Genomic DNA, 22,645 nt, shown 5'->3' on the forward strand with positions numbered 1-22,645 from the left:
AACGCCCAGGCAGACCCGTTCACGCCGTTAGCGACTCAATCCCCCAATGCTTCCCCCTCACGCCGAGGATCGGCCCCGCCGGCCAGCGAAGCCTTACCCTGCGCATCCTTGACCCGGACAATTGCCTGGGTGCCGCTGGTCATGTCTATTTCATTGACGGCGTGGCCCTTGTCCTTGAGTACCTGGATCAACTTCGCGCTGAACTGCCCGTTCTCCAGTTCGGTCGGGCCATTTCGGCTGCCGAAGTTGGGCAGGTTGATCGCCGCTTGCGGATCGAGCTGCCAGTCGAGCAGGCCGATGGTGGTCTTGGCCACGTACTCGATGATCTGCGAACCACCGGGCGATCCAAGACTGGCGAGGAACTCACCGCTGTGGCGGTCGAAGATCAGCGTCGGGGCCATGGAGGAGCGCGGACGCTTGCCGGGCTCGACGCGGTTGGCGACTTTCTGTCCGTTCTCCTCGGGAATGAACGAGAAGTCGGTCATCTCGTTGTTGAGCAGGAAACCCTGGACCATCAGGTGCGAGCCGAAGGCGGATTCGATGGTGGTGGTCATGGACACCGCGCCGCCTGCGTCATCGACCGCCACCACTTGCGAGGTGGAGATGCGCAAGGGCGAGCGGTCTGGCGCGAAAGCGACCTGGATGCCCGGCGGCGTGCCCGGTTTGGCCGTGCCCATGCTGTGCTCGCCGATCAGTGCAGCCCGGCTGGCCAGGTAAGCCGGGTCGACCAGGCCCTTGACGGGCACCGGCACGAAGTCCGAGTCGGCCACGTACTGCGCGCGATCGGCATAGGCCAGGCGCTCGGCTTCGCTGATCAGGTGCACGGCCTCGGCGGGCGGTTCAAAGCCGGCGGTGGTGTTGGTTTTCACCGGTTGCATGGGCGCCAAGGCCCAGCGCTTGTCGCGCGTTTCCAGGGCCTGCAGGGTGCCGAGGATCTGCGCCATGGCAATCCCGCCCGACGACGGCGGCGGCATGCCACAGACCTGCCAGCGTTTGTAGTCGGTACAAAGGGGCGCGCGCTCCTTGGCGTTGTAGTTGGCCAGGTCGCTCAGCGACAGGCTGCCAGGGTTGGCGTGCCCCTGGACCTTGGCCACGATCTCCTGGGCAACGGGCCCTTTGTACAAGGCATCCGGCCCTTCCTTGGCGATGCGTTGCAACACGGCGGCCAAGGGTGGATTTTTCAACAGCGTGCCGGCGGCTTTCGGGCTGCCATCGGCATTGAGGAAATACGCTGACATCTCCGCAGAGCGCCTCAGGGATGAATCCGCGGCGATCAGCCGGTGCAGGCGGGGCGATATGACAAAGCCTTGCTCCGCGAGCGTGATGGCGGGTTCGAACAACTGCGCCCATGGCAGGCGACCGTGTTTTTGATGGGCCAGCTCCAAGGCTCGCAACACCCCCGGGGTGCCCACCGAGCGCCCTCCGATCACCGCCTGGGTGAACGTCATCGGTTGGCCATCGGCCTGCAGGAACAGTTTTTCGCTGGCGCCGGCCGGTGCGGTTTCGCGCCCGTCGTAAGTGCGCACGGATTGGCCGTCCCAGAGCACGATCAACGCGCCGCCGCCTATCCCTGAGGACTGCGGCTCGACCAGTGTCAGTACCGCTTGCATCGCAATGGCGGCATCGATGGCCGAGCCGCCCCGACGCAGCATCTCCCGCCCGGCTTCGGCCGCCAAGGGGTTGGCCGCGGCCGCCATGTGCCGGGAGGCATGTCGAGTCTGCAGGTCGGTGCGATAACCGGACGCGCTTTCCGGTGCAGCCGGCAGCGTCGGGGCCGACGCGTTGTGGCAGGCGCCAAGGGTCAGCGCGGTAATGATCAGCGTGAGGGCTGACAGGCGAACGCGACTCGAGTGGGAGGCTGAGAACATGGGGCACTCCGTCCGTTGGATAAATGTATCGGCGACTGTATCGGCGACCTCGCAGTGACGCAAACCAGAAGGCGCGGTTGCCCTTCATCAATCGACGGATTTTAGGTAGGGTCGTTGCCAGCGATCACGCCAGAAGAACCACAAGAGGCAGCCATGCAGAGCGAGTTTCCCACCCAGCCAAGCTACCGTTCCCAGCGCGAACAATTCCTGGCGGCGGCAACCGCGGCCGGCGCGACGCTGACTGAGTATCCCCATCCCCTCAAGGGGCCTTCAGGCGAGGCGCTGGGCACCGATGTGGCGGTACTCGGCGATCCTGGCGCCAAGCGCCTGCTGATCGCGCTGAGCGGCACGCACGGGGTCGAGGGGTTCTATGGCTCGGGGTGCCAGATCAAGTGGCTGCAGGAGCTCGGCAAGCGCACATTGCCGGCCGATGTCGCGGTGGTGATGATTCATGCGATCAATCCCTGGGGCATGGCGTGGCTGCGCAGGGTCAACGAAGACAACATCGACCTGAACCGCAATCACCTGGATTTCAACGGTGCGTTGCCGGACAACCTGGCCTATGACGCCCTGCATGAGATTTACGCCTGCACCCAGTTGCGCGGGCCCGAGCGTGACCGCGCGGATGCCTTGCTCGACGAGCAGATCCGTCTGCATGGCTGGCCTGCGGTCATGTCGATTGTCGAAGGTGGCCAGCATGCGCATGCGGATGGTCTGTTCTACGGTGGGGTAGCCCCCAGCTGGTCGAACCGCACGTTGCAGCAGATCATGCAAATGCACGTGGCCCATGCGGACGTCGCCCTGTGTTTCGACTTGCACACCGGTGCCGGGGAGTATGGTCATCCGATGTTGCTGACGATCACCCAGGCGCCGTATCCGGCATTGGCCGATGCGCAGGCGATTTATGGCCCATGGCTCTACACCCTGCACACGGGTGCCGACACCCTGAGCGAAACCGGAGTGGCGGCGACGGCTACCGGCTACACCTCGCAAGCCTTGATCGATGCGCTACCGCAGGTGCGGTTGATGCCCTTCGTCATCGAGTGCGGGACTTATCCGGGGCCGGAGGTTCATCGGCATCTGCGCGATGACCATTGGTTGCATCTGCACGGTGATGTCCACGATGGGGTAGGGCGCGAGATCAAGTTGAACCTGCTTGAACAGTTCTGTCCCGCCGACAGCGATTGGCAGGCCATGGTCTGGTTGCGCACATGGCAGATCTGGGAGCGGGGATTGACCGCCTTGCCGACGCTTCGGGCCTGAGGCCTGTAGGAGCGAGCTTGCTCGCGATGGTCGTCAACGATGACGCGTGCTGACTGATTAAGCGCGGTGCCCTTGAGACCATCGCGAGCAAGCTCGCTCCTACAAGGGTGCAGCCATTTTCGCGAGGCAAAAAAAAACGGCCTACCTTTCGGTAAGCCGTTTTTAGCACTTGGTGGCTACACAGGGACTTGAACCCCGGACCCCAGCATTATGAATGCTATGCTCTAACCAACTGAGCTATGTAGCCAAGATGGCGCGCATTATTCACCGGTAATGGAGATGCGTCAAGCGTAAATTTAAAATATTTCTCTACACTTTCAACCGCTTATCTTCCCGAGCTGAAAAACCGGAGCGGAGGAGGGCATCGATCAAGCCGAAATCTGCGAAATTGCGAGGTCGTTAGCAGGCTAAGGGGATGGCGCTGCCGCAGCGAAAAATGGCACATTGATGCACCTGCCGGTGTGCATCCCTCTGTTTTTCGGAAATTTCATGGCTATCAGCAACGTTCAGTCCGCCACTGCGGCGGCGCCCGCGTCTTCACAAAGCAGTCCGTTGGTCATGCGCATCATTGGCGCAGTGGCGCTGGCGCACCTGATCAACGACCTGATTCAATCGGTGCTGCCGTCAATCTACCCGATGCTCAAGGCCAACTATGGCCTGACGTTCACCCAGGTCGGCCTGATCACCCTGACGTTTCAACTGACCGCATCACTGCTGCAACCCTGGGTCGGCTACCACACCGACCGCCATCCCAAACCCTGGCTGTTGCCGGCCGGTACGGTCTGCACCTTGATCGGCATCGTGATGATGTCGGTGGTCGGCAGCTTCCCGCTGATCCTGCTGGCGGCGGGCTTGATCGGCATTGGCTCCTCGACCTTCCACCCGGAAGCTTCTCGCGTGGCACGACTGGCCTCGGGAGGGCGATTCGGCCTGGCGCAATCAACCTTCCAGGTCGGCGGCAACGCGGGCTCGGCGTTCGGTCCGTTGCTGGCGGCGGCGATCATCATTCCTTACGGGCAAGGGCATGTGGCCTGGTTTGGCCTGTTCGCGGTGTTTGCCCTGTTCGTGCTTTACCGGATCAGCCGCTGGTACGCCAACCACCTGAACCTGTTCAAGCTCAAGCAGGGCCAGGCCGCGACTCACGGCCTGTCCAAGGGGCGGGTGACCAGCGCGCTGGTGGTGCTCGGGTTGCTGGTGTTCTCCAAGTATTTCTACATGTCCAGCCTCACCAGTTACTTCACGTTCTACCTGATCGAGAAGTTCGACCTGTCTGTGGCCAGTTCGCAACTGCACCTGTTCCTGTTTCTCGGCGCGGTGGCCGCGGGGACCTTCTTTGGCGGCCCCATCGGCGACAAGATCGGGCGCAAGGCGGTGATCTGGTTCTCGATCCTTGGCGTTGCCCCCTTTACCTTGCTGCTGCCCCATGTGGACCTGTTCTGGACCACCGTCCTCAGTGTGGTCATCGGCTTCATCCTCGCCTCGGCCTTCTCGGCCATCGTGGTGTACGCCCAGGAGCTGGTGCCGGGCAATGTCGGGATGATTGCCGGGGTGTTCTTCGGCCTGATGTTCGGTTTCGGCGGGATTGGCGCGGCGCTGCTGGGGCACCTGGCGGACATCCACGGCATCGAATACGTGTACTACCTGTGTTCGTTCCTGCCGTTGCTGGGGGTATTGGCGATTTTCCTGCCGCGTACCAAAAAGGCCTGATTACCCACCATGCAGCTGGAAGCTCGAGCTTGCGCGAGACTTCCGGCTGAAAAGCCGGATAATGGCGGCCATTCGTTTGCTCGTTATTCTGGTACCCCGCATGGAAATCAAGGTCAATTTTCTCGACAACCTTCGACTTGAAGCCAAGTTCGATGACTTCACCGTGGTGGCCGATCAACCTATCCGCTACAAGGGCGATGGTTCGGCCCCCGGTCCGTTCGACTACTTCCTGGCTTCGTCGGCGTTGTGTGCGGCTTACTTCGTGAAGTTGTACTGCGACACCCGCAACATTCCCACCGATAACATCCGCCTGTCGCAGAACAATATTGTCGACCCGGAAAACCGCTACAACCAGATCTTCAAGATCCAGGTCGAGTTGCCGGCTGATATCTCCGACAAGGACCGCCAGGGCATCCTGCGTTCCATCGACCGTTGCACCGTGAAAAAAGTGGTGCAGGCCGGGCCGGAGTTCGTGATTGAAGAGGTGGAAAACCTCGATGCCGACGCCCAGGCATTGCTGATGCCGGCTTCCACTTCAGGTTCGGATGCGGGCACCTACATTGTCGGCAAGGACCTGCCGCTGGAGCAGACCATTGCCAACATGTCGGGCATTCTCGCCGGCTTGGGCATGAAGATCGAAATCGCCTCGTGGCGCAATATCGTGCCCAATGTGTGGTCGCTGCATATCCGCGATGCGCACTCGCCGATGTGTTTCACCAACGGCAAGGGCGCCACCAAGGAAGGCGCGCTGGCGTCGGCCTTGGGCGAGTTCATCGAGCGGCTGAACTGCAACTTTTTCTATAACGATCAGTTCTGGGGAGAAGACATCGCCAACGCGGCGTTTGTGCATTACCCGAACGAGCGCTGGTTCCAGCCTGGCCCTAAAGACGAACTGCCGGCGGAGATTCTCGACGAGTACTGCCTGCGGATCTTCAACCGCGATGGCGAGTTGCGTGGCTCGCATCTGTTCGACACCAACTCGGGCAACGAAGAGCGTGGCATCTGTTCGCTGCCGTACGTGCGCCAGTCGGACGGCGAGGTGGTGTATTTCCCTTCCAACCTGATCGAAAACCTGTACCTGAGCAACGGCATGAGCGCCGGCAATACGCTGGCCGAAGCGCAGGTACAGTGCCTGTCGGAAATCTTCGAGCGCGCGGTGAAGCGCGAAATCATCGAGGGCGAATTCGCCCTGCCGGATGTGCCCGCCGAAGTGCTGGCGAAGTACCCTGGGATTCTCGCGGGTATCCAGGCGCTGGAAGAGCAGGGGTTCCCTGTGTTGGTCAAGGATGCGTCCCTGGGCGGCGAGTTCCCGGTGATGTGCGTCACCTTGATGAACCCGCGCACCGGCGGTGTGTTCGCCTCGTTCGGCGCGCACCCGAGCCTGGAAGTGGCGCTGGAGCGCAGCCTGACGGAATTGTTGCAGGGCCGCAGCTTCGAAGGCCTCAATGACCTGCCACTGCCGACCTTTGAAGGCCATGCGGTGACCGAGCCGAACAACTTCGTCGAGCACTTCATCGATTCCAGCGGCGTGGTGTCGTGGCGCTTCTTCAGTGCCCAGTCGGACTACGAATTCGTCGAGTGGGACTTTTCCGGCCAGGGTGAAGACTCCAATGCCGAGGAAGCCGCGACCCTGTTCGGCATTCTCGAAGGCATGGGCAAGGAAGTGTACATGGCGGTGTATGAGCACATCGGCGCAACGGCCTGCCGAATCCTGGTGCCGGACTACTCGGAAATTTATCCGGTGGACGACCTGATCTGGGACAACACCAACAAGGCGCTGTTCTTCCGCGAGGACATCCTCAATCTGCACAGCCTCGACAAGGCCGGCCTGAAGTCGCTGGTCAAGCGTCTGGAAGACAGCGAGCTGGACGACTACACCGACATCACCACCTTGATCGGTATCGAGTTCGACGACAACACCGCCTGGGGTCAGTTGACGATCCTGGAGTTGAAGTTGCTGATCTATCTCGCCTTGCAGAAGTTTGAAGAGGCGAAAGAGGCGGTGGAAATGTTCCTGCAGTACAACGACAACACGGTCGAGCGCGGCTTGTTCTACCAGGCCGTGAACGTGGTGCTGGAAATGGAGCTGGACGAGGACCTGGAGCTGGTCGATTACGAGGGCAACTTCCGCCGTATGTTCGGCAACGAGCGCATGGACGCCGCGATCGGCTCCGTGAACGGCAGCGTGCGCTTCTTCGGCTTGACGCCGACCAGCATGAAGCTGGAGGGTCTCGACCGGCACCTGCGCCTGATCGACAGCTACAAGAAACTGCACTCGGCCCGCGCGAAAGTGGCGAACTGATCCACTTTCATAGCGCTCACAAAAAAAGCACCCGAGGGTGCTTTTTTTGTTGAAGGCTGTAAACGTCAGACGTTGAAGCGGAAGTGCATCACGTCGCCGTCCTTGACGATGTAGTCCTTGCCTTCCAGGCGCCATTTACCGGCTTCCTTGGTACCGGCTTCGCCCTTGTACTGGATGAAGTCGTTATAGGCGATCACTTCGGCGCGGATGAAGCCTTTTTCGAAGTCGGTGTGGATCACGCCAGCGGCTTGTGGTGCGGTGGCACCAACGCGTACGGTCCAGGCGCGGACTTCTTCGACACCGGCGGTGAAGTAGGTCTGCAGGTGCAGCATTTCGTAGCCGGCGCGGATCACGCGGTTCAGGCCAGGCTCTTCGAGGCCCAGGGCTTCGAGGAACATGTCTTTCTCTTCGCCGTCGTCGAGCTCGGCGATTTCCGCTTCGATCTTGTTGCAGACCGGAACAACCATGGCGCCTTCTTCTTCGGCGATGGCCCTGACCACGTCCAGGTGCGGGTTGTTCTCGAAACCGTCTTCAGCGACGTTGGCGATGTACATCACAGGCTTGGTGGTCAGCAGGTGGAAGCCCTTGATCACCGCTTTTTCGTCGGTGCTCATGTTCTTCATCAGGCTGCGCGCCGGCTTGCCTTCGGTGAAGTGAGCGATCAGTTGCTCCAGCAGGCCTTTCTGGACCACGGCGTCCTTGTCGCCGCCCTTGGCGTTACGCGCGACTTTCTGCAGTTGCTTCTCGCAGCTGTCGAGGTCGGCGAAGATCAGTTCCAGGTCGATGATTTCGATGTCGCGTTTCGGGTCGACGCTGTTGGAGACGTGAATCACGTTCTCGTCTTCGAAGCAGCGGACCACGTGGGCGATGGCATCGGTTTCACGGATATTGGCCAAAAACTTGTTGCCCAGGCCTTCACCTTTCGACGCGCCGGCCACCAGGCCTGCGATGTCGACGAATTCCATGGTGGTCGGCAGGATGCGCTTTGGATTGACGATTTCCGCCAGGGCTTGCAGGCGTGGATCCGGCATCGGCACGATACCGCTGTTCGGTTCGATGGTGCAAAAGGGGAAGTTCTCGGCCGCGATACCGGATTTGGTCAGGGCGTTGAACAGGGTGGACTTGCCGACGTTAGGCAGGCCGACGATGCCGCAATTGAATCCCATGGTGTTTCCCCTCGGATAAGAGTCAGGCCTTCTGGCTGTGCAGGTTTTTCATCGCGCGGTTCCATTCACCGGCGAGGATATCCGGCAGCACGCCGAGGGCAAAGTCGATGCTGGCATCGAGTTTTTCCTGTTCGGCGCGTGGCGCACGACCCAGGACGAAGTTTGAAACCATACTGGCAACGCCCGGGTGGCCAATGCCAAGCCGCAGGCGGTGAAAGGTATTCTGATTGCCCAGTTGCGCGATGATGTCGCGCAACCCGTTGTGACCGCCATGGCCGCCGCCCTGCTTGAGCTTGGCAACGCCGGGTGGCAGGTCGAGTTCGTCGTGCGCCACGAGGATTTCTTCAGGCTTGATGCGGAAGAATCCGGCAAGGGCCGCCACGGCCTGGCCGCTGCGGTTCATGTACGTGGTGGGAATCAGCAGACGAACATCCTGACCCTGGTGCGAATAGCGCCCGGTCAGGCCGAAATATTTGCGGTCCGCCACAAGGTTCACACCTTGTGCGTTCGCGATGCGCTCAACAAAAAGGGCCCCTGCGTTATGCCGGGTCTGTTCGTATTCAGCGCCTGGATTACCCAGGCCAACGATCAGTTTGATGGCAGTCACGATAGGGGCCCTTCCTTGGAGTGGTGGATAACATCGCCGCAATCCGGGAGAGCGGCGAAAGTGGACGAAAATTGCTCATTTACCATGATGTAAACTCCGCGTTCTCGCCCGCTTTCTCGCTACGTTCCAGTCCGCGATGTTACTTGATCACTCCGGCATCACAGAGTGAATTACTCTGCAGCGCCTTCTTCGGTAGCTTCTGGAGCAACACGTGGAGCGTGGACGTTGGCAACAGCCTTGTCATCACCGTGTGCCAGAGCAACGAACTCAACGCCTTTAGGAGCTTTGAGGTCGGACAGGTGAATGATCGAACCGATTTCGGCGTTAGCCAGGTCGACTTCGATGAATTCAGGCAGGTCTTTCGGCAGGCAGGTCACTTCGATTTCCGAAACAACGTGCGAAATTTCGCCGCCTTTCTTGGTCGGAGCTTCTTCGCCAACGAAGTGTACAGGCACGATAGCGGTCAGTTTCTGGCCAGCTACAACGCGTACGAAGTCGGCGTGCATCACGTGGCCTTTGGCCGGGTGACGCTGCAGAGCCTTGATGATTACGTTTTGCTTGGTGCCACCAACGTTCAGCTCGATGATGTGGCTGTAAGCCGCTTCGTTTTCGAGCAGTTTGGCAACTTCTTTGGCCAGCATGCTGATGGATTCAGGGGCTTTTTCGCCACCGTAAACTACAGCTGGAACCAGGCTTGCGAGACGACGCAGGCGGCGGCTCGCACCTTTCCCCAGGTCGGAACGCACTTCAGCATTCAGAGTAAAATCGTTCATGTTGTATCTCCAAAATAACCACACTCGCCCCAGCGTTTGCGACCAGCGCTAAAGGCGATATGGGCAAAAAAGCCCCGCCCCGACAGGAATGCCGGGGCGGGGCGCTTTTCGTCAACGAGACATTTCGAGAAGGGCAGGGCCCTTAGCGGAACATCGCGCTGATCGATTCTTCATTGCTGATGCGGCGGACCGCCTCGGCAACAACCGGTGCGATATCCAGTTGACGGATACGCGCACAGGCTTGTGCTGCAGCGGACAGCGGGATGGTGTTGGTCACCACCAGCTCGTCCAGCACGGAATTTTCAATGTTTTCGATCGCCCGACCCGACAGCACAGGGTGCGTGCAGTAGGCGAAAACCTTGGCAGCGCCATGCTCTTTCAAGGCCTTGGCCGCGTGGCACAGGGTGCCGGCGGTATCGACCATGTCATCGACCAGAATACAGGTACGCCCTTCGACATCACCGATGATATGCATCACTTCAGAGTGATTGGCTTTCTCACGGCGTTTGTCGATGATCCCGAGATCCACGCCCAGGGATTTGGCAACGGCACGTGCACGCACGACGCCACCAATGTCCGGGGACACGATCATCAGGTTTTCGAAGCGCTGATCTTCAATGTCATCCACCAGAACCGGGGAGCCGTAGATGTTATCTACCGGAATATCGAAGAAACCCTGGATTTGGTCAGCATGCAGATCAACCGTGAGAACACGGTCGATGCCGACTACGGTAAGCATGTCAGCAACGACTTTCGCGCTGATAGCCACACGTGCGGAACGCGGACGGCGATCCTGACGGGCATAACCAAAGTAAGGAATAACAGCAGTGATACGAGTAGCCGAGGAGCGGCGGAAGGCATCAGCCATCACTACCAGTTCCATCAGGTTATCGTTGGTCGGAGCGCAAGTCGGCTGAATAATGAAGACATCTTTACCGCGGACGTTTTCATTGATCTCGGCTGTAATTTCGCCGTCGGAAAATTTACCGACAGAGATGTCACCGAGAGGGATATGCAGCTGACGTACGACACGCCGAGCCAGATCGGGGTTAGCATTCCCCGTAAAGACCATCATCTTGGACACGCGCAGTACCTAGAGGCTGAGGGTAACCTGGATGAGTATTGAAAATGGCAGGGGCGGCTGGATTCGAACCAACGCATGGCAGGATCAAAACCTGCTGCCTTACCGCTTGGCGACGCCCCTGTATCTGTTGCAACGATTACCCAGTAATCGGTTCTTTTAGAGCAGACCTTGCAGCTTGCGGTGCAACATCGAAATGTTGCTTCCTTTTGCTACAAACCCTGTAAGGGTCTCTGTAAGAAGGGCCGAGACTTTATCAGCTTCAGCTTTGCTTGGGAAGCCCCCAAACACACAACTTCCAGTTCCGGTGAGTTTTGCTTCGGTAAATTTACCTAACAAATTCAATGCGTTACGTACCTCTGGATAACGCCTTGCTACCACCGGCAAGCAGTCATTTCGACTGTTTCCCTTGGGAACGGGGCGCACTTTAATGGGCGGCGTGTTACGTGTCAACAACGGATCTGAAAAAATTTCTGCCGTACTTACAGAGACTTGCGGTACGAGCACGAGATACCAGGGTTCTTCCGGGTCGACAGGGGTCAGTTTTTCCCCCACGCCCTCGGCGAACGCCGCATGCCCGCGCACGAAAACCGGGACGTCAGCGCCCAGCGTCAGGCCCAGCGCGGCCAGCCGATCTTCATCCCAGCCCAATTGCCACAGATGATTGAGGCCGAGCAGGGTGGTGGCGGCATTCGAACTGCCGCCGCCGATGCCGCCGCCCATGGGCAGGACCTTGTCGATCCAGATATCCATGCCGAGCGAGCAGCCGGATTGTGCCTGGAGTTTTTTCGCCGCCTTGACGATCAGGTTGCTGTCGTGGGGCACGCCTTCGAACTCGGTGTGCAGGCGAATGACGCCGTCGTCGCGCACGGCGAAGGTGATTTCGTCGCCGTAGTCGAGAAATTGAAACAGCGTCTGCAATTCGTGGTAACCGTCTTCACGGCGACCCAGAATGTGCAGCATCAAATTGAGCTTGGCCGGGGAGGGCAGGGTCAGTTGCTTGGCTGGCATTTCATTGCCCCAACTTGCGCGGTTGCCAAGTCTTGATCACCAGCGTGACATCCAGGTCGGTGCCGTGCAGTTTGATCCGCTCAGGCAGCCAGTAGCCGTTTTGCTCGGTGTAGGCGGTGTATTCGACCTGCCAGCCGTCCTGTTCGAGACTGGCCAGGCGGCTATTGCCATCGAGGGTCAAGCGGCTTTTGCTGTCCGGCGCCGGCAGTCCGCGGACCCACCAGGCCAGGTTGGAAACCGGCAGCTTCCAGCCAAGCTGCTCTTCGAGCAGGGCATCCGGGGACGCCGCTTCGTAGCGACCCTGGTTGGCGACTTCCAGGGAAACCTTGCCCGGGCGTCCGGTCAGGCGCGCCGCCCCGCGACCCAGGGGGCCGGAGAGACGAATGTCGTAGTAATCCTGGCGTTGCAGCCAGAACAGCGTGCCGCTGCCGGAATCTTTCGGCGCACGGATGCCTATCTTGCCGTCGATCTGCCAGCCATCAAGGCTCGCCAGCTGCTGTTTGTGCTGGCGCCATTGGGCGGGGTCTCCGTGGCCCTCGACCGATTCGCGGGCACCGAAGCCCGCACAACCGGCGAGCAGGGCAATGAAACTGAAAACGATGAAGTGGCGCAAAAACATAATCTTAAAGAGTCTCTGATCCGGTCAGGCGCTTGATGGTACTGCGCAGGGTAGGGCTGTCGGGTTGTTCCTTGAGGAATTTGCCCCAGATTTGCCGGGCTTCGGTTTGCTTGCCATTGGCCCACAGGACTTCGCCCAGGTGAGCGGCGACTTCCTGGTCGGGGAAACGCTCCAGGGCCTGGCGCAGCAGGCGCTCGGCTTCGTCGAGATTGCCCATGCGGTAATTCACCCAGCCGAGGCTGTCGAGCACCGCCGGGTCTTCCGGACTGATCTGGTGCGCTTGCTCGATCAGCGCCTTGGCTTCGGCGTAGCGCGTCGTGCGGTCAGACAGGGTATAGCCGAGGGCGTTCAATGCCATGGCGTTGTCCGGGTCGCGCTTGATGATCAGGCGCAGGTCTTTTTCCATCTGGGCCAGGTCATTGCGTTTTTCCGCCTGCATGGCCCGGGTGTACAGCAGATTCAGGTCATCCGGGTATTGCTGCAGCGCCTGTTCCAGGACTTTCCAGGCCTTGTCCCCCTGTTTGTTGGCCGACAGGGTTTCGGCTTCGATCAGATACAACTGGATCACGTAGTCCGGTTGCTCGTCGCGTTGGGCAGCGAGGCGTTTTTGCGCTTCGGCGGTCCTGCCGTTGCCCATCAGGATATCGGCCTGGCGCAGTTGCGCTGGCAGGTAGTCGTTACCCGGCCCGACCTTGGCGTACTCGATCAGCGCACCTTGTGGATCGTTGCGTTCTTCGGCGATGCGCCCCAGGTTCAGGTGCGCCGAGTCGACGTGGCTGTCACGGGCGATCAGGTCTTCCAGGTAGCCCTTGGCCTCGTCCCAGGCCTTGGCCTCAAGGCACACCAGCGCCAGCGAATAACGCAGGTCGTCGTCATCCGGGTATTGCTGCACCAGGCTGGAGAACTCGGCCTTGGCGTCATCCATGCGGTCCTGTTCGACCAGCATGCGCGCGTAGGTCAGGCGCAGGCGCTTGTCGTCCGGGTATTTCCTGATGCTTTTTTGCAGCAGCGGCAAAGCTTCGTCACCGCGATCCAGGGATTGCAGCAGGCGCGCGCGCAGCAGGATCGGGGCGATTTCGCCGTCGTCCGGTGGATTGTCTTCCAGCAGGGTCAGCGCGCCTTTTGTGTCGCCATCCTGTTGCAGCAGCAAGGCCTTGCCGAAAATCAGCTGGCCGTTGTTCGGGTGGCGCTGCAGCAAGCGGTCGAAACTTTTCATCAGGCCGTTGCGCGTGTCCTGGTCGGTATCGGCCGCGGACAGCGCGAGGAAGTCGAAATGGGTATCGCCCTTGCCCTGCAGCACCTTCTCCATATAGACCATGGAGTCGTCATAGCGCCCGGCGCGCGCCAGTTGCACGGCGGCGGCCCGCTGGGCCTCAAGGTCGTCCGGCGCGTTTTTCGCCCAGATCAGTGCCGTATCCAGGGCGGCCTGGTCGGCGCCCAGGTACTCGGCAATGCGGAAGGCCCGCTCGGAAATGCCCGGATCCTGGGTGTTGATGGCCTGGGTCACGTAGTTGTCCAGGGCGATGTCGAAACGATTGCGCTGGCCAGCCAGTTCCGCGCTCAACAGACTGAAGACGGTGTCTTCGCTGAACGAGCTGTAGACCTTGGGCTTTTCAGGGGCCACCGTGGTGTCTTCGACCGGCGACGGGTCGTCCGTCGACGCGGGGGCCAGGGCCTGGCAGCCGCTGAGAAAGACAAGGGCAAGGAGCAACGCGGAAGATCTATTCATATAGGAAGAGGACGACTAACCTGCGGTCGGATCATCATGACACAAGCCTTACGTCAAACATAACCGCCGAACTGATTTCAAGTGAGCGCGCTCCCCTGTAGGAGCCGGCTTGCTGGCGATGGTGGTGAACGATGACGCATTTATTCTGGAAAGGACGCGGCGCCTGCAAGTCCATCGCCAGCAAGCCGGCGCCTGCAGCGAGCGGTGTGCGGATCAAAATCTGTGTAAACGAGAACCGCTCGCAATTCGCGGCATCACCTACCAGGTCAATAGATATCGAGTAGTTGTTCTCCATGTGTCGAAGTAGGACAATTGCCGGCTTCACGTCACCACCAGCGACCTTGAATGGCCTTCCTTGCACTCGGTATTAACCACAAGACTGCTTCAGTAGACGTCCGCGAGCGCGTGGCCTTTACCCCTGAGCAGCTGGTTGAGGCCTTGCAGCAGCTCTGCCGACTCACCGACAGCCGCGAAGCTGCGATCCTCTCCACCTGCAATCGCAGTGAACTCTATATAGAACAGGATCACCTGTCGGCCGATACCGTGCTGCGCTGGCTGGCCGAATATCATCATTTGAGCCTGGATGAGCTGCGCGCGAGCGCTTATGTGCACGAAGACGATGCGGCAGTTCGTCACATGATGCGGGTCGCCTCCGGGCTCGATTCGCTGGTGTTGGGCGAACCGCAGATCCTCGGCCAGATGAAATCCGCCTACGCCGTCGCGCGGGAGGCCGGGACCATCGGACCGTTGCTCGGGCGCCTGTTCCAGGCCACGTTCAATGCGGCCAAGCAAGTGCGCACCGACACCGCCATTGGCGAGAACCCGGTGTCCGTGGCGTTTGCCGCGGTCAGCCTGGCCAAACAGATTTTCAGTGACCTGCAACGCAGCCAGGCCTTGCTGATCGGCGCCGGCGAGACCATCACCCTGGTCGCCCGCCACCTGCATGACCTGGGCGTAAAGCGTATCGTGGTCGCCAACCGTACACTGGAGCGCGCGAGCATCCTGGCCGAGCAGTTCGGCGCCCATGCGGTGCTGCTGTCGGACATCCCGGCGGAGCTGGTGCGCAGCGACATCGTCATCAGTTCCACCGCCAGCCAGTTGCCGATCCTTGGCAAGGGCGCTGTCGAAAGCGCCCTGAAGCTGCGCAAGCACAAGCCGATCTTCATGGTCGATATCGCCGTACCGCGTGATATCGAGCCAGAAGTCGGCGAATTGGACGACGTCTACCTGTATAGCGTCGACGATCTCCACGAAGTGGTCGCCGAGAACCTCAAGAGTCGCCAGGGAGCAGCCCAGGCCGCGGAAGAGATGGTCTCGGTCGGCGCCGAAGATTTCATGGTACGCCTGCGCGAACTGGCGGCGGTCGACGTGCTCAAGGCCTATCGTCAACAGAGCGAACGCCTGCGCGACGAAGAATTGCAAAAGGCCCAGCGCCTGCTGGCCAACGGCAGCAGCGCCGAAGAGGTGCTGGTGCAATTGGCACGCGGCTTGACCAATAAACTCTTGCACGCACCGAGCGTGCAGTTGAAAAAGCTCTCTGCCGAAGGTCGCCTCGATGCGCTGGCGATGGCCCAGGAACTCTTTGCCCTCGGTGAGGGCTCATCGGATAGCTTTTCGGATAAGAAACCGCAATGAAAGCGTCACTGCTCAATAAGCTGGACATCCTCCAGGACCGTTTCGAGGAATTGACCGCCTTGCTTGGCGATGGCGAGGTCATTTCCGATCAGAACAAGTTCCGCGCCTATTCCAAGGAGTACGCGGAAGTCGAGCCGATCGTCGAAACCTATAAACAGCTGCTTAAAGTGCAGGGCGACCTCGAAGGCGCCCAGGCCTTGCTCAAGGACAGCGACCCGGACATGCGCGAAATGGCCGTGGAAGAAGTCCGCGAGGCCAAGGAACGCCTGGTCGAGCTGGAAGCCAATCTGCAACGCATGTTGCTGCCCAAGGACCCGAACGACGGGCGCAACGTGTTCCTCGAAATCCGTGCGGGCACCGGCGGCGACGAAGCGGCGATTTTCTCCGGCGACCTGTTCCGCATGTATTCGCGTTACGCCGAGCGGCGCGGCTGGCGGGTGGAGATCCTCTCGGAAAACGAGGGTGAACACGGCGGCTACAAGGAAGTCATCGCGCGGGTCGAGGGCGACAACGTCTACGGCAAGCTGAAGTTCGAGTCCGGCGCCCACCGCGTGCAACGCGTACCGGCGACCGAGTCCCAGGGGCGTATCCACACCTCGGCCTGCACCGTGGCGGTATTGCCCGAGCCGGACGAACAGGAAGCGATCGAGATCAACCCGGCGGACTTGCGCATCGATACCTATCGTTCCTCCGGTGCGGGCGGTCAGCACGTGAACAAGACCGACTCGGCGATTCGCATCACCCACTTGCCGTCCGGCATCGTGGTCGAGTGCCAGGAAGAACGTTCGCAGCACAAGAACCGCGCCCGGGCGATGTCCTGGCTGTCGGCCAAGCTCAACGACCAGCAGACCAGTGCCGCCGCCAATGCCATCGCCAGCGAGCGTAAATTGCTGGTGGGCTCGGGGGATCGCTCGGAACGCATCCGCACCTACAACTTCGCCCAGGGCCGGGTCACCGACCACCGGGTCAACCTGACCCTGTATTCCCTCGACGAAATCCTCGCCGGGGGCGTCGATGCAGTGATCGAGCCGTTGCTGGCCGAGTACCAGGCCGATCAACTGGCCGCCATAGGTGAGTAAATGACGATCATTGCCAGTCTGTTGCGCGCGGCCGATCTGCCCGACTCGCCCACGGCGCGCCTGGATGCCGAGTTGTTGCTGGCGGCGGCATTGGGCAAGTCTCGCAGCTTCCTGCACACCTGGCCGGAACGCATCGTGCCGAGCGAAGCGGCGTTGACCTTCGCCGACTATTTGCAGCGTCGCCGCAGCGGTGAGCCGGTGGCGTACATTCTTGGCCAGCAAGGTTTCTGGAAACTCGACCTGGAAGTCGCACCGCACACCCTGATTCCGCGCCCGGACACCGAGTTGCTGGTGGAAGCCGCGCTAGAACTGTTGCCCGCCACGCCCGCCAAAGTTCTCGACCTGGGCACTGGCAGCGGCGCGATTGCCCTGGCCCTGGCCAGCGAACGTCCGGCATGGAAGGTCACCGCTGTGGATCGTGTGCTGGAAGCCGTGGCCCTGGCCGAGCGCAATCGCCAGCGCTTGCACCTGAGCAATGCCACGGTGCTGAGCAGTCATTGGTTCAGCGCCCTGCAAGGTCAACGTTTTCAACTGATCATCAGCAATCCGCCCTATATCGCGTCCGCCGATCCGCACCTGGTGGAAGGCGACGTGCGTTTCGAACCGGCCAGCGCCCTGGTGGCCGGTGTCGACGGGCTCGACGATTTGCGCTTGATCATTGCCCAGGCGCCGGACCATCTGGACGCGGGCGGCTGGCTGATGCTCGAGCACGGTTACGATCAGGCCGAGGCGGTGCGCGTTCTGCTGCTGACCCATGGTTTCGAACAGGTCCACAGCCGCACCGACCTGGGCGGTCATCAACGCATAAGCCTGGGGCGCCTGCCATGCTGAATGATCAGGAATTGCTGCGTTACAGCCGGCAGATTCTGTTGCAGCACATTGATATCGACGGTCAGTTGCGGCTCAAGGAAAGCCGCGTGCTGATCGTCGGCCTCGGCGGGCTTGGCGCGCCGGTGGCGCTGTACCTGGCGGCGGCCGGCGTGGGTGAGTTGCATCTGGCGGATTTCGATACGGTCGACCTGACCAACCTGCAACGCCAGATCATTCACGACACCGACAGCGTCGGCATGAGCAAGGTCGACTCGGCGATCAAGCGCCTGACGGCCATCAACCCGCAGATCGCCCTGGTCGCCCACCGCGCGGCGCTGGATGAAGACTCGCTGGCGGCGGTCGTGGCCGGGGTGGATCTGGTCCTCGACTGCTCCGATAATTTTTCCACCCGTGAAGCGGTCAACGCCGCTTGCGTGAGCGCCGGCAAGCCGCTGGTCAGCGGTGCGGCGATTCGCCTGGAAGGGCAATTGTCGGTGTTCGACCCGCGTCGGGCAGAAAGCCCGTGCTACCACTGTTTATATGGGCACGGCAGCGAAGCCGAATTGACCTGCAGCGAGGCCGGGGTGGTCGGTCCGCTGGTGGGGCTGGTCGGCAGCCTGCAAGCCCTCGAAGCGCTGAAGTTGCTGGCCGGCTTTGGCGAGCCGCTGGTGGGGCGCCTGTTGTTGATCGACGCCTTGGGTACGCGCTTTCGCGAATTGCGGGTCAAGCGTGATCCGGGGTGCAGCGTCTGTGGGCCCAAGCATGCGTGAGGCGCCGATCGGCGTGTTCGACTCCGGCGTCGGTGGGCTTTCGGTGCTGGCCGAGATCCAGCGTTTGTTGCCTGACGAATCCCTGTTGTACTTCGGCGACTGTGGGAACATTCCCTACGGCGAGAAAACCCCGGAATTCATCCGCCAGCGTTGCAGCGTCATGGCCGAGTTTTTTCAAGGCCAGGGCGCCAAGGCCCTGGTATTGGCCTGTAACACCGCGACGGTCGCGGGGGTCGCCGACCTGCGTCGCGATTACCCGCAGTGGCCCATCGTCGGCATGGAACCTGCCGTCAAGCCGGCGGCCGCCGCGACCCGCAGCGGCGTGGTCGGCGTGCTGGCCACCACGGGCACCCTGCAGAGCGCCAAGTTCGCCGCGCTGCTCGACCGATTCGCCACCGACGTTCGAGTGATCACCCAGCCCTGCCCCGGGTTGGTCGATTTGATCGAACAAGGCGATCTGCACAGCCCCACCCTGCGTCAGTTGCTGCAGGGTTACGTCGAGCCGCTGCTTGCCGAAGGCGCCGACACCATCATCCTGGGCTGCACCCATTACCCGTTTCTCAAGCCGCTGCTCAAGCAGATGATCCCCGATGACATCAGCCTGATCGACACCGGCGCGGCGGTCGCGCGCCAGCTTCAACGCCTGCTGGCCGAGCGCGAACTACTCGCCGCCGGGCCTGCGCGTGCTGCGCAGTTCTGGACCAGTGCCGATCCTGTTCATTTCACAAATATATTGCCAATCTTGTGGAATAACGCTGGGGTTGTGCGAAGCTTCGAAGGGTAAACAAGTTGTGGGGCAGGGCACAATTGGGGTGGAACTTCTGAATAACCGTCGACTTCTATAGCTGGGTACGTAGAGCAAAAAAAACACCAAACGTAATCGTTCGGAAAAGGATGTTTCTATGAAGCGACTATTTTGCTTGGCCGCGATTGCGGCTGCACTGATGGGGCACAGTTTCACTGCACAGGCGGCAGGCGTGGAGTTCGGGATCGGCCAGACCCCCGAGTCGACCATGACCTATCGGCTGGGCATGCAATTCGATTGGGACAAGAGCTGGTGGCAAAGCGACGTCGGTCGTTTGACCGGTTACTGGAGCGGCGCCTACACCTATTGGGATGGCGACGAGAAATCCAGCAACCACAGCCTTTCGTTCTCCCCAGTGTTTGTTTATGAGTTCGCCGGTGAGAGCGTTAAACCCTATGTGGAACTCGGGGTTGGCGTGGCGGTGTTCGCCACTACCGAAGTGGAAAACAACGACCTGGGCAGCGCGTTTCAGTTCGAAGACCGTTTAGGTGTCGGCCTGCGCTTTGCTGGCGGACATGAAGTCGGAGTTCGCGCCACGCACTATTCCAATGCCGGGATCGCCAGTCCCAACCAAGGCGTAGAAAGTTACGCGCTGCATTACACGATGCCGTTGTAAGGATCACTGCCTGAGCAACATACCCTGTGGGAGCCAGCCTGCTGGCGATTGCGATTTCAGGTTCAACATTAGTGTTGACTGAAACACCGCCATCGCCAGCAGGCTGGCTCCCACAATGAGTTTCAGCGATACGCCGTCGAAATGCCTTGGCGTTCCTCAATGCATTCCGGTGCCCCCATCTCGAATTCCCGGCAGATCAGCGGGCGTTTTTCGTAGATGGTGCACATCATCGTGTTGCGATCCAGCGCGGCGCACCAGCCGTCATCCAGGCGCAGCATGACTTCCCCACCCCAATCATCGGTGTCGATGAATCGCTCGGGCACGCCGGTATCGGTGATCAGCATGACTTCGAGCTGGCAGCAGCAGGCTGCACAGGTCGAGCAGGTCACCGTCGGCGTGGCGATTTGTGTGTGAGGGATGGTTTTCATGGCGCGCAGTGTAAGGCAGTCAGCCGGCGCCGTGTGAAAGCTCTGACGGACGCTCAGTGGCTGGCGTGCACTGCAAGTTTGTTGATCACAACTGATCCATGATCGGCGGGCTGCTGCGTACCATGCGTTTGCCAATCGCCAACCGGGTCCGGTCGGTCGTTTTCGACAGCGGCCAGAGGGTTGCCATGAGCGTTCCCGGCAACGGGATATCCACAGGCCGGTTCTTCATTTCGTGGAAAATGTGCTGGGCAGCTTTCCCCGTTGGCCAGGCGTTTTTCGATGTCAGTGAGGTCTCGACGAAGCCGGGGCTGACCACCGTGACTTCGATCCCTTCCGGTGCCAGGTCAATGCGCAGGGATTCGAACAGGTGACGCATCCCGGCTTTCGAGGCGCCATAGGCCTCTGCGCGGGGCAGTGGCAGGTAAGTCACCGAACTGGCCAGGCCTACCAGGTGCGGCGCCGTGCCAGCGCGCAGCAGTGGCAGCGCCGCTTCGATGCAGTAGCTGCTGGCGAGCAGGTTGGTGCGCACCACATGCTCGATGATCGAGGCGTCGAACTGCTTGGCATCCACGTATTCGCAGGTGCCGGCGTTGAGGATCACGGTGTCCAGATATCCCCAGTCCTGGGCAATCTGCTCGCCGATTTCACGTACCGTCTGGCTGTTGGTCAAGTCGCCAGCCACCACCAATACCTGCCCGGGATAGCGCAGGGACAGGACTCTCAGCGGCGCCAGCGAGCGGGAGCTGACGGCCAGGTGGGCGCCGGTCTTGAGTATTTCTTCGGCCAGCGCGGCGCCAATGCCGCTGCTCGCACCGGTCAACCAGTATCGACGTGGAGGTGTAAGGCTCATCCCGTTCTCCTTTGCAGCCAGGCAATCGCCCGGCCCCATACCGGTAGATGTTCGTATTGGCGCAGCATTCGGCTATTCATGGTGGCTCCCGGCAGTTTGCCGCGACGGCAGGTTCTTGAACGCGGCCAAGGCGCGAGCACGGGAGGTGTTCAAGTCGACGATCGGAGCAGGATAACCGGTCACACCGAACAGTCCGCCAAGTTGCGCCGGGTTGTGCACAGCCTTGTTATCGAGCTCCGACAACTGGGGTAGCCAGTGCTTGATGAACCGGCCATCGGCGTCGAATTTTAGCGACTGGCTCAGCGGGTTGAAAATCCGGAAGTAAGGCGCCGAGTCGGTGCCGGTGGACGAACTCCACTGCCAGCCGCCGTTGTTCGCTGCCAGGTCGCCATCGATCAGGTGGCGCATGAAAAAACGTTCGCCCTCGCGCCAGTCGATCAACAGGTTCTTGGTCAGGAACATCGCCACCACCATACGCAGGCGATTGTGCATCCAGCCGGTTTCCAGCAATTGGCGCATGGCCGCGTCGATGATCGGAAAGCCGGTACGGCCTTGCTGCCAGGCGGCGAGCTCCTCGGGAGCATTGCGCCACGCCAAGGCTTCGGTTTCCGGGCGAAAGGCACGGTGACGGGAGACCCGCGGGTAGCCCACCAGAATGTGTTTGTAGAACTCGCGCCACAGCAGTTCATTGATCCAGGTGACGGCGCCGACCTTGCCGCTTTCGAGCTCGCCTTGATTGCTTTGCAGCGCGGCATGCAGGCACTGGCGGGGCGAAATCACCCCGGCGGCCAGATAGGCCGAGAGTTGGCTGGTGCCGGGTTTTGCCGGGAAGTCGCGCTCGCTCTGGTAGTAGTCGATCTGCACCTCGGCAAAGCTGTCGAGACGGCGTCGGGCTTCGTCTTCACCGGCCGGCCACAGGGCGCGCAGGCGGTCAGGGGGCACGTCGAAGCCTTCGACCTGCGTCGCGATGGCGTCGCTGGCTATATTCAGCGGCGCTTGCGCCACCGGTGCAGGTACCCGGCCCGGCAGCGAGTGACGCAGCCGTTCATGACAGACCTTGCGGAACTGACTGAAGACCTGAAAGTAAGTACCGGTTTTGCTCAGCACACTGCCGGGCTTGAACAGCAACTGATCGAGGTAGCGGCGGACCTCGATGCCTTCGGTCTTCAGGGCCCGGGCCACCGCGGCATCGCGACGGGTTTCATGGATGCCGTATTCCTCGTTGAGATGCACCGTGTCGATCTGCAATTGCCGGCACAGCTCGAGCAGCACGGTCGGAGCGTCATCCCAGCGGGGAGCATTGCGGATCAGCAGGGGAATGTTCAACTGGCCCAACACACGACTCAACGCCTGCAGGTTGCGCAGCCAGAAGTCCACTTTGCAGGCGGCGTCGTCATGTTCACGCCATTGCTGCGGACTCAGCAAAAACACCGCCACAGTCGGGCCACGGGTTGCCGCGGCCGCGAGGGCGGTGTTGTCATGCACGCGCAGGTCGCTGCGCAGCCAGATCAATTGCATGTGGGTGT

At 60.9% G+C, this 22,645-nt stretch carries 20 protein-coding genes and 2 tRNA genes; 9 read left to right on the forward strand and 13 right to left on the reverse strand.

Going from position 1 to position 22,645, the window contains the following annotated elements; all coding sequences use genetic code 11:
• Positions 1-35: 35 nt before the first annotated feature.
• Positions 36-1,868, reverse strand: a complete 1,833-nt coding sequence (gene ggt / locus ACM6I6_RS05680) for a gamma-glutamyltransferase (RefSeq protein ID WP_414919569.1) — start codon at positions 1,866-1,868, stop codon at positions 36-38.
• A gap of 153 nt (positions 1,869-2,021) precedes the next feature.
• Between ggt and ACM6I6_RS05685 the strand changes: the two genes are divergently transcribed.
• Positions 2,022-3,131, forward strand: coding sequence for a DUF2817 domain-containing protein (locus tag ACM6I6_RS05685; protein ID WP_414919570.1), 1,110 nt, complete (start codon positions 2,022-2,024; stop codon positions 3,129-3,131).
• A gap of 170 nt (positions 3,132-3,301) precedes the next feature.
• Here ACM6I6_RS05685 and ACM6I6_RS05690 read toward each other — a convergent pair.
• Positions 3,302-3,378 (reverse strand) — tRNA-Met (locus ACM6I6_RS05690).
• 242 nt (positions 3,379-3,620) lie between these two features.
• Between ACM6I6_RS05690 and ACM6I6_RS05695 the strand changes: the two genes are divergently transcribed.
• Together ACM6I6_RS05695 and ACM6I6_RS05700 are read left to right on the forward strand one after the other, a co-directional pair.
• Positions 3,621-4,838, forward strand: coding sequence for an MFS transporter (locus tag ACM6I6_RS05695; RefSeq protein ID WP_274074155.1), 1,218 nt, complete (start codon positions 3,621-3,623; stop codon positions 4,836-4,838).
• A gap of 100 nt (positions 4,839-4,938) precedes the next feature.
• Positions 4,939-7,140 carry an OsmC domain/YcaO domain-containing protein gene (locus ACM6I6_RS05700; RefSeq protein ID WP_323609304.1) on the forward strand — a complete coding sequence of 734 codons (2,202 nt, stop codon included), beginning with the start codon at positions 4,939-4,941 and terminating at the stop codon, positions 7,138-7,140.
• 65 nt (positions 7,141-7,205) lie between these two features.
• On the opposite strand, the gene ychF is transcribed toward ACM6I6_RS05700, so the two are convergent.
• The 8 genes from ychF to ACM6I6_RS05740 form a co-directional block, all read right to left on the reverse strand.
• The gene (ychF, locus tag ACM6I6_RS05705) at positions 7,206-8,306 is read right to left on the reverse strand and encodes a redox-regulated ATPase YchF (RefSeq protein ID WP_274074157.1); all 1,101 of its coding nucleotides are present in this window, start codon (positions 8,304-8,306) and stop codon (positions 7,206-7,208) included.
• Positions 8,307-8,328: 22 nt separating this feature from the next.
• Positions 8,329-8,913: an aminoacyl-tRNA hydrolase gene (pth, locus tag ACM6I6_RS05710; RefSeq protein WP_046030136.1), complete on the reverse strand. Its 585-nt coding sequence runs from the start codon at positions 8,911-8,913 to the stop codon at positions 8,329-8,331.
• A 170-nt stretch (positions 8,914-9,083) separates the two neighbouring features.
• A complete protein-coding gene (locus ACM6I6_RS05715; RefSeq protein ID WP_274074158.1) occupies positions 9,084-9,686 on the reverse strand; it encodes a 50S ribosomal protein L25/general stress protein Ctc in 603 nt (200 codons plus the stop codon).
• A gap of 142 nt (positions 9,687-9,828) precedes the next feature.
• A complete protein-coding gene (locus tag ACM6I6_RS05720; protein ID WP_003171603.1) occupies positions 9,829-10,770 on the reverse strand; it encodes a ribose-phosphate pyrophosphokinase in 942 nt (313 codons plus the stop codon).
• A gap of 45 nt (positions 10,771-10,815) precedes the next feature.
• A tRNA-Gln gene (locus ACM6I6_RS05725) sits at positions 10,816-10,890 on the reverse strand.
• A gap of 36 nt (positions 10,891-10,926) precedes the next feature.
• Positions 10,927-11,778, reverse strand: a complete 852-nt coding sequence (ispE, locus tag ACM6I6_RS05730; RefSeq protein WP_414919571.1) for a 4-(cytidine 5'-diphospho)-2-C-methyl-D-erythritol kinase — start codon at positions 11,776-11,778, stop codon at positions 10,927-10,929.
• 1 nt (position 11,779) lies between these two features.
• Positions 11,780-12,397 carry a lipoprotein insertase outer membrane protein LolB gene (gene lolB / locus ACM6I6_RS05735; RefSeq protein WP_274074160.1) on the reverse strand — a complete coding sequence of 206 codons (618 nt, stop codon included), beginning with the start codon at positions 12,395-12,397 and terminating at the stop codon, positions 11,780-11,782.
• Positions 12,398-12,401: 4 nt separating this feature from the next.
• Positions 12,402-14,126, reverse strand: coding sequence for a tetratricopeptide repeat protein (locus tag ACM6I6_RS05740; protein WP_274074161.1), 1,725 nt, complete (start codon positions 14,124-14,126; stop codon positions 12,402-12,404).
• 345 nt (positions 14,127-14,471) lie between these two features.
• Here ACM6I6_RS05740 and hemA point away from each other — a divergent pair, with 345 nt between their 5' ends.
• From hemA to ACM6I6_RS05770, 6 genes are all read left to right on the forward strand, one after another.
• Positions 14,472-15,761: a glutamyl-tRNA reductase gene (gene hemA / locus ACM6I6_RS05745; RefSeq protein ID WP_274074162.1), complete on the forward strand. Its 1,290-nt coding sequence runs from the start codon at positions 14,472-14,474 to the stop codon at positions 15,759-15,761.
• Positions 15,758-16,840: a peptide chain release factor 1 gene (prfA, locus tag ACM6I6_RS05750; RefSeq protein ID WP_020799741.1), complete on the forward strand. Its 1,083-nt coding sequence runs from the start codon at positions 15,758-15,760 to the stop codon at positions 16,838-16,840. Before hemA ends, prfA begins: the two co-directional genes overlap by 4 nt.
• A complete protein-coding gene (prmC, locus tag ACM6I6_RS05755; protein ID WP_274074163.1) occupies positions 16,841-17,671 on the forward strand; it encodes a peptide chain release factor N(5)-glutamine methyltransferase in 831 nt (276 codons plus the stop codon). It begins immediately after the preceding gene.
• Positions 17,665-18,420: a molybdopterin-synthase adenylyltransferase MoeB gene (locus ACM6I6_RS05760; RefSeq protein WP_274074164.1), complete on the forward strand. Its 756-nt coding sequence runs from the start codon at positions 17,665-17,667 to the stop codon at positions 18,418-18,420. The genes prmC and ACM6I6_RS05760 overlap by 7 nt, the downstream gene beginning before the upstream one ends.
• On the forward strand, positions 18,413-19,204 hold the full coding sequence (murI, locus tag ACM6I6_RS05765) for a glutamate racemase (protein ID WP_323606996.1): 792 nt from the start codon (positions 18,413-18,415) through the stop codon (positions 19,202-19,204). The genes ACM6I6_RS05760 and murI overlap by 8 nt, the downstream gene beginning before the upstream one ends.
• A gap of 118 nt (positions 19,205-19,322) precedes the next feature.
• Positions 19,323-19,841 (forward strand): acyloxyacyl hydrolase, encoded by a 519-nt coding sequence (locus ACM6I6_RS05770; protein ID WP_274074166.1) that lies wholly within the window; start codon positions 19,323-19,325, stop codon positions 19,839-19,841.
• 122 nt (positions 19,842-19,963) lie between these two features.
• Here ACM6I6_RS05770 and ACM6I6_RS05775 read toward each other — a convergent pair whose 3' ends face one another.
• The 3 genes from ACM6I6_RS05775 to phrB all read right to left on the reverse strand — a co-directional run bounded on the left by ACM6I6_RS05775 (position 19,964) and on the right by phrB (position 22,637).
• Positions 19,964-20,269: a YkgJ family cysteine cluster protein gene (locus ACM6I6_RS05775; protein ID WP_274074167.1), complete on the reverse strand. Its 306-nt coding sequence runs from the start codon at positions 20,267-20,269 to the stop codon at positions 19,964-19,966.
• 85 nt (positions 20,270-20,354) lie between these two features.
• On the reverse strand, positions 20,355-21,119 hold the full coding sequence (locus ACM6I6_RS05780) for an SDR family NAD(P)-dependent oxidoreductase (RefSeq protein WP_274074168.1): 765 nt from the start codon (positions 21,117-21,119) through the stop codon (positions 20,355-20,357).
• 72 nt (positions 21,120-21,191) lie between these two features.
• Complete coding sequence (phrB, locus tag ACM6I6_RS05785; protein WP_274074169.1) at positions 21,192-22,637, reverse strand: deoxyribodipyrimidine photo-lyase; 1,446 nt, start codon at positions 22,635-22,637, stop codon at positions 21,192-21,194.
• Between the last annotated feature and the right edge of the window lie 8 nt (positions 22,638-22,645).

This window comes from Pseudomonas sp. IT-P218, assembly GCF_949767605.1.
Lineage (GTDB): Bacteria > Pseudomonadota > Gammaproteobacteria > Pseudomonadales > Pseudomonadaceae > Aquipseudomonas > Aquipseudomonas putida_AE.

What these genes read in the sequence shown, in the direction of transcription:
- ACM6I6_RS05700 (WP_323609304.1), top strand. Translation starts at nt 4,939, where the DNA reads ATGGAAATCAAGGTCAATTTTCTCGACAACCTTCGACTTGAAGCCAAG.
- prfA (WP_020799741.1), top strand. Translation starts at nt 15,758, where the DNA reads ATGAAAGCGTCACTGCTCAATAAGCTGGACATCCTCCAGGACCGTTTC.
- ACM6I6_RS05770 (WP_274074166.1), top strand. Translation starts at nt 19,323, where the DNA reads ATGAAGCGACTATTTTGCTTGGCCGCGATTGCGGCTGCACTGATGGGG.
- ACM6I6_RS05780 (WP_274074168.1), bottom strand. Translation starts at nt 21,119, where the DNA reads ATGAGCCTTACACCTCCACGTCGATACTGGTTGACCGGTGCGAGCAGC.
- ACM6I6_RS05695 (WP_274074155.1), top strand. Translation starts at nt 3,621, where the DNA reads ATGGCTATCAGCAACGTTCAGTCCGCCACTGCGGCGGCGCCCGCGTCT.
- murI (WP_323606996.1), top strand. Translation starts at nt 18,413, where the DNA reads ATGCGTGAGGCGCCGATCGGCGTGTTCGACTCCGGCGTCGGTGGGCTT.
- ACM6I6_RS05775 (WP_274074167.1), bottom strand. Translation starts at nt 20,269, where the DNA reads ATGAAAACCATCCCTCACACACAAATCGCCACGCCGACGGTGACCTGC.
- lolB (WP_274074160.1), bottom strand. Translation starts at nt 12,397, where the DNA reads ATGTTTTTGCGCCACTTCATCGTTTTCAGTTTCATTGCCCTGCTCGCC.
- hemA (WP_274074162.1), top strand. Translation starts at nt 14,472, where the DNA reads ATGGCCTTCCTTGCACTCGGTATTAACCACAAGACTGCTTCAGTAGAC.
- ACM6I6_RS05685 (WP_414919570.1), top strand. Translation starts at nt 2,022, where the DNA reads ATGCAGAGCGAGTTTCCCACCCAGCCAAGCTACCGTTCCCAGCGCGAA.
- phrB (WP_274074169.1), bottom strand. Translation starts at nt 22,637, where the DNA reads ATGCAATTGATCTGGCTGCGCAGCGACCTGCGCGTGCATGACAACACC.
- ACM6I6_RS05715 (WP_274074158.1), bottom strand. Translation starts at nt 9,686, where the DNA reads ATGAACGATTTTACTCTGAATGCTGAAGTGCGTTCCGACCTGGGGAAA.
- ispE (WP_414919571.1), bottom strand. Translation starts at nt 11,778, where the DNA reads ATGCCAGCCAAGCAACTGACCCTGCCCTCCCCGGCCAAGCTCAATTTG.
- ACM6I6_RS05760 (WP_274074164.1), top strand. Translation starts at nt 17,665, where the DNA reads ATGCTGAATGATCAGGAATTGCTGCGTTACAGCCGGCAGATTCTGTTG.
- prmC (WP_274074163.1), top strand. Translation starts at nt 16,841, where the DNA reads ATGACGATCATTGCCAGTCTGTTGCGCGCGGCCGATCTGCCCGACTCG.
- ychF (WP_274074157.1), bottom strand. Translation starts at nt 8,306, where the DNA reads ATGGGATTCAATTGCGGCATCGTCGGCCTGCCTAACGTCGGCAAGTCC.
- ggt (WP_414919569.1), bottom strand. Translation starts at nt 1,868, where the DNA reads ATGTTCTCAGCCTCCCACTCGAGTCGCGTTCGCCTGTCAGCCCTCACG.
- ACM6I6_RS05740 (WP_274074161.1), bottom strand. Translation starts at nt 14,126, where the DNA reads ATGAATAGATCTTCCGCGTTGCTCCTTGCCCTTGTCTTTCTCAGCGGC.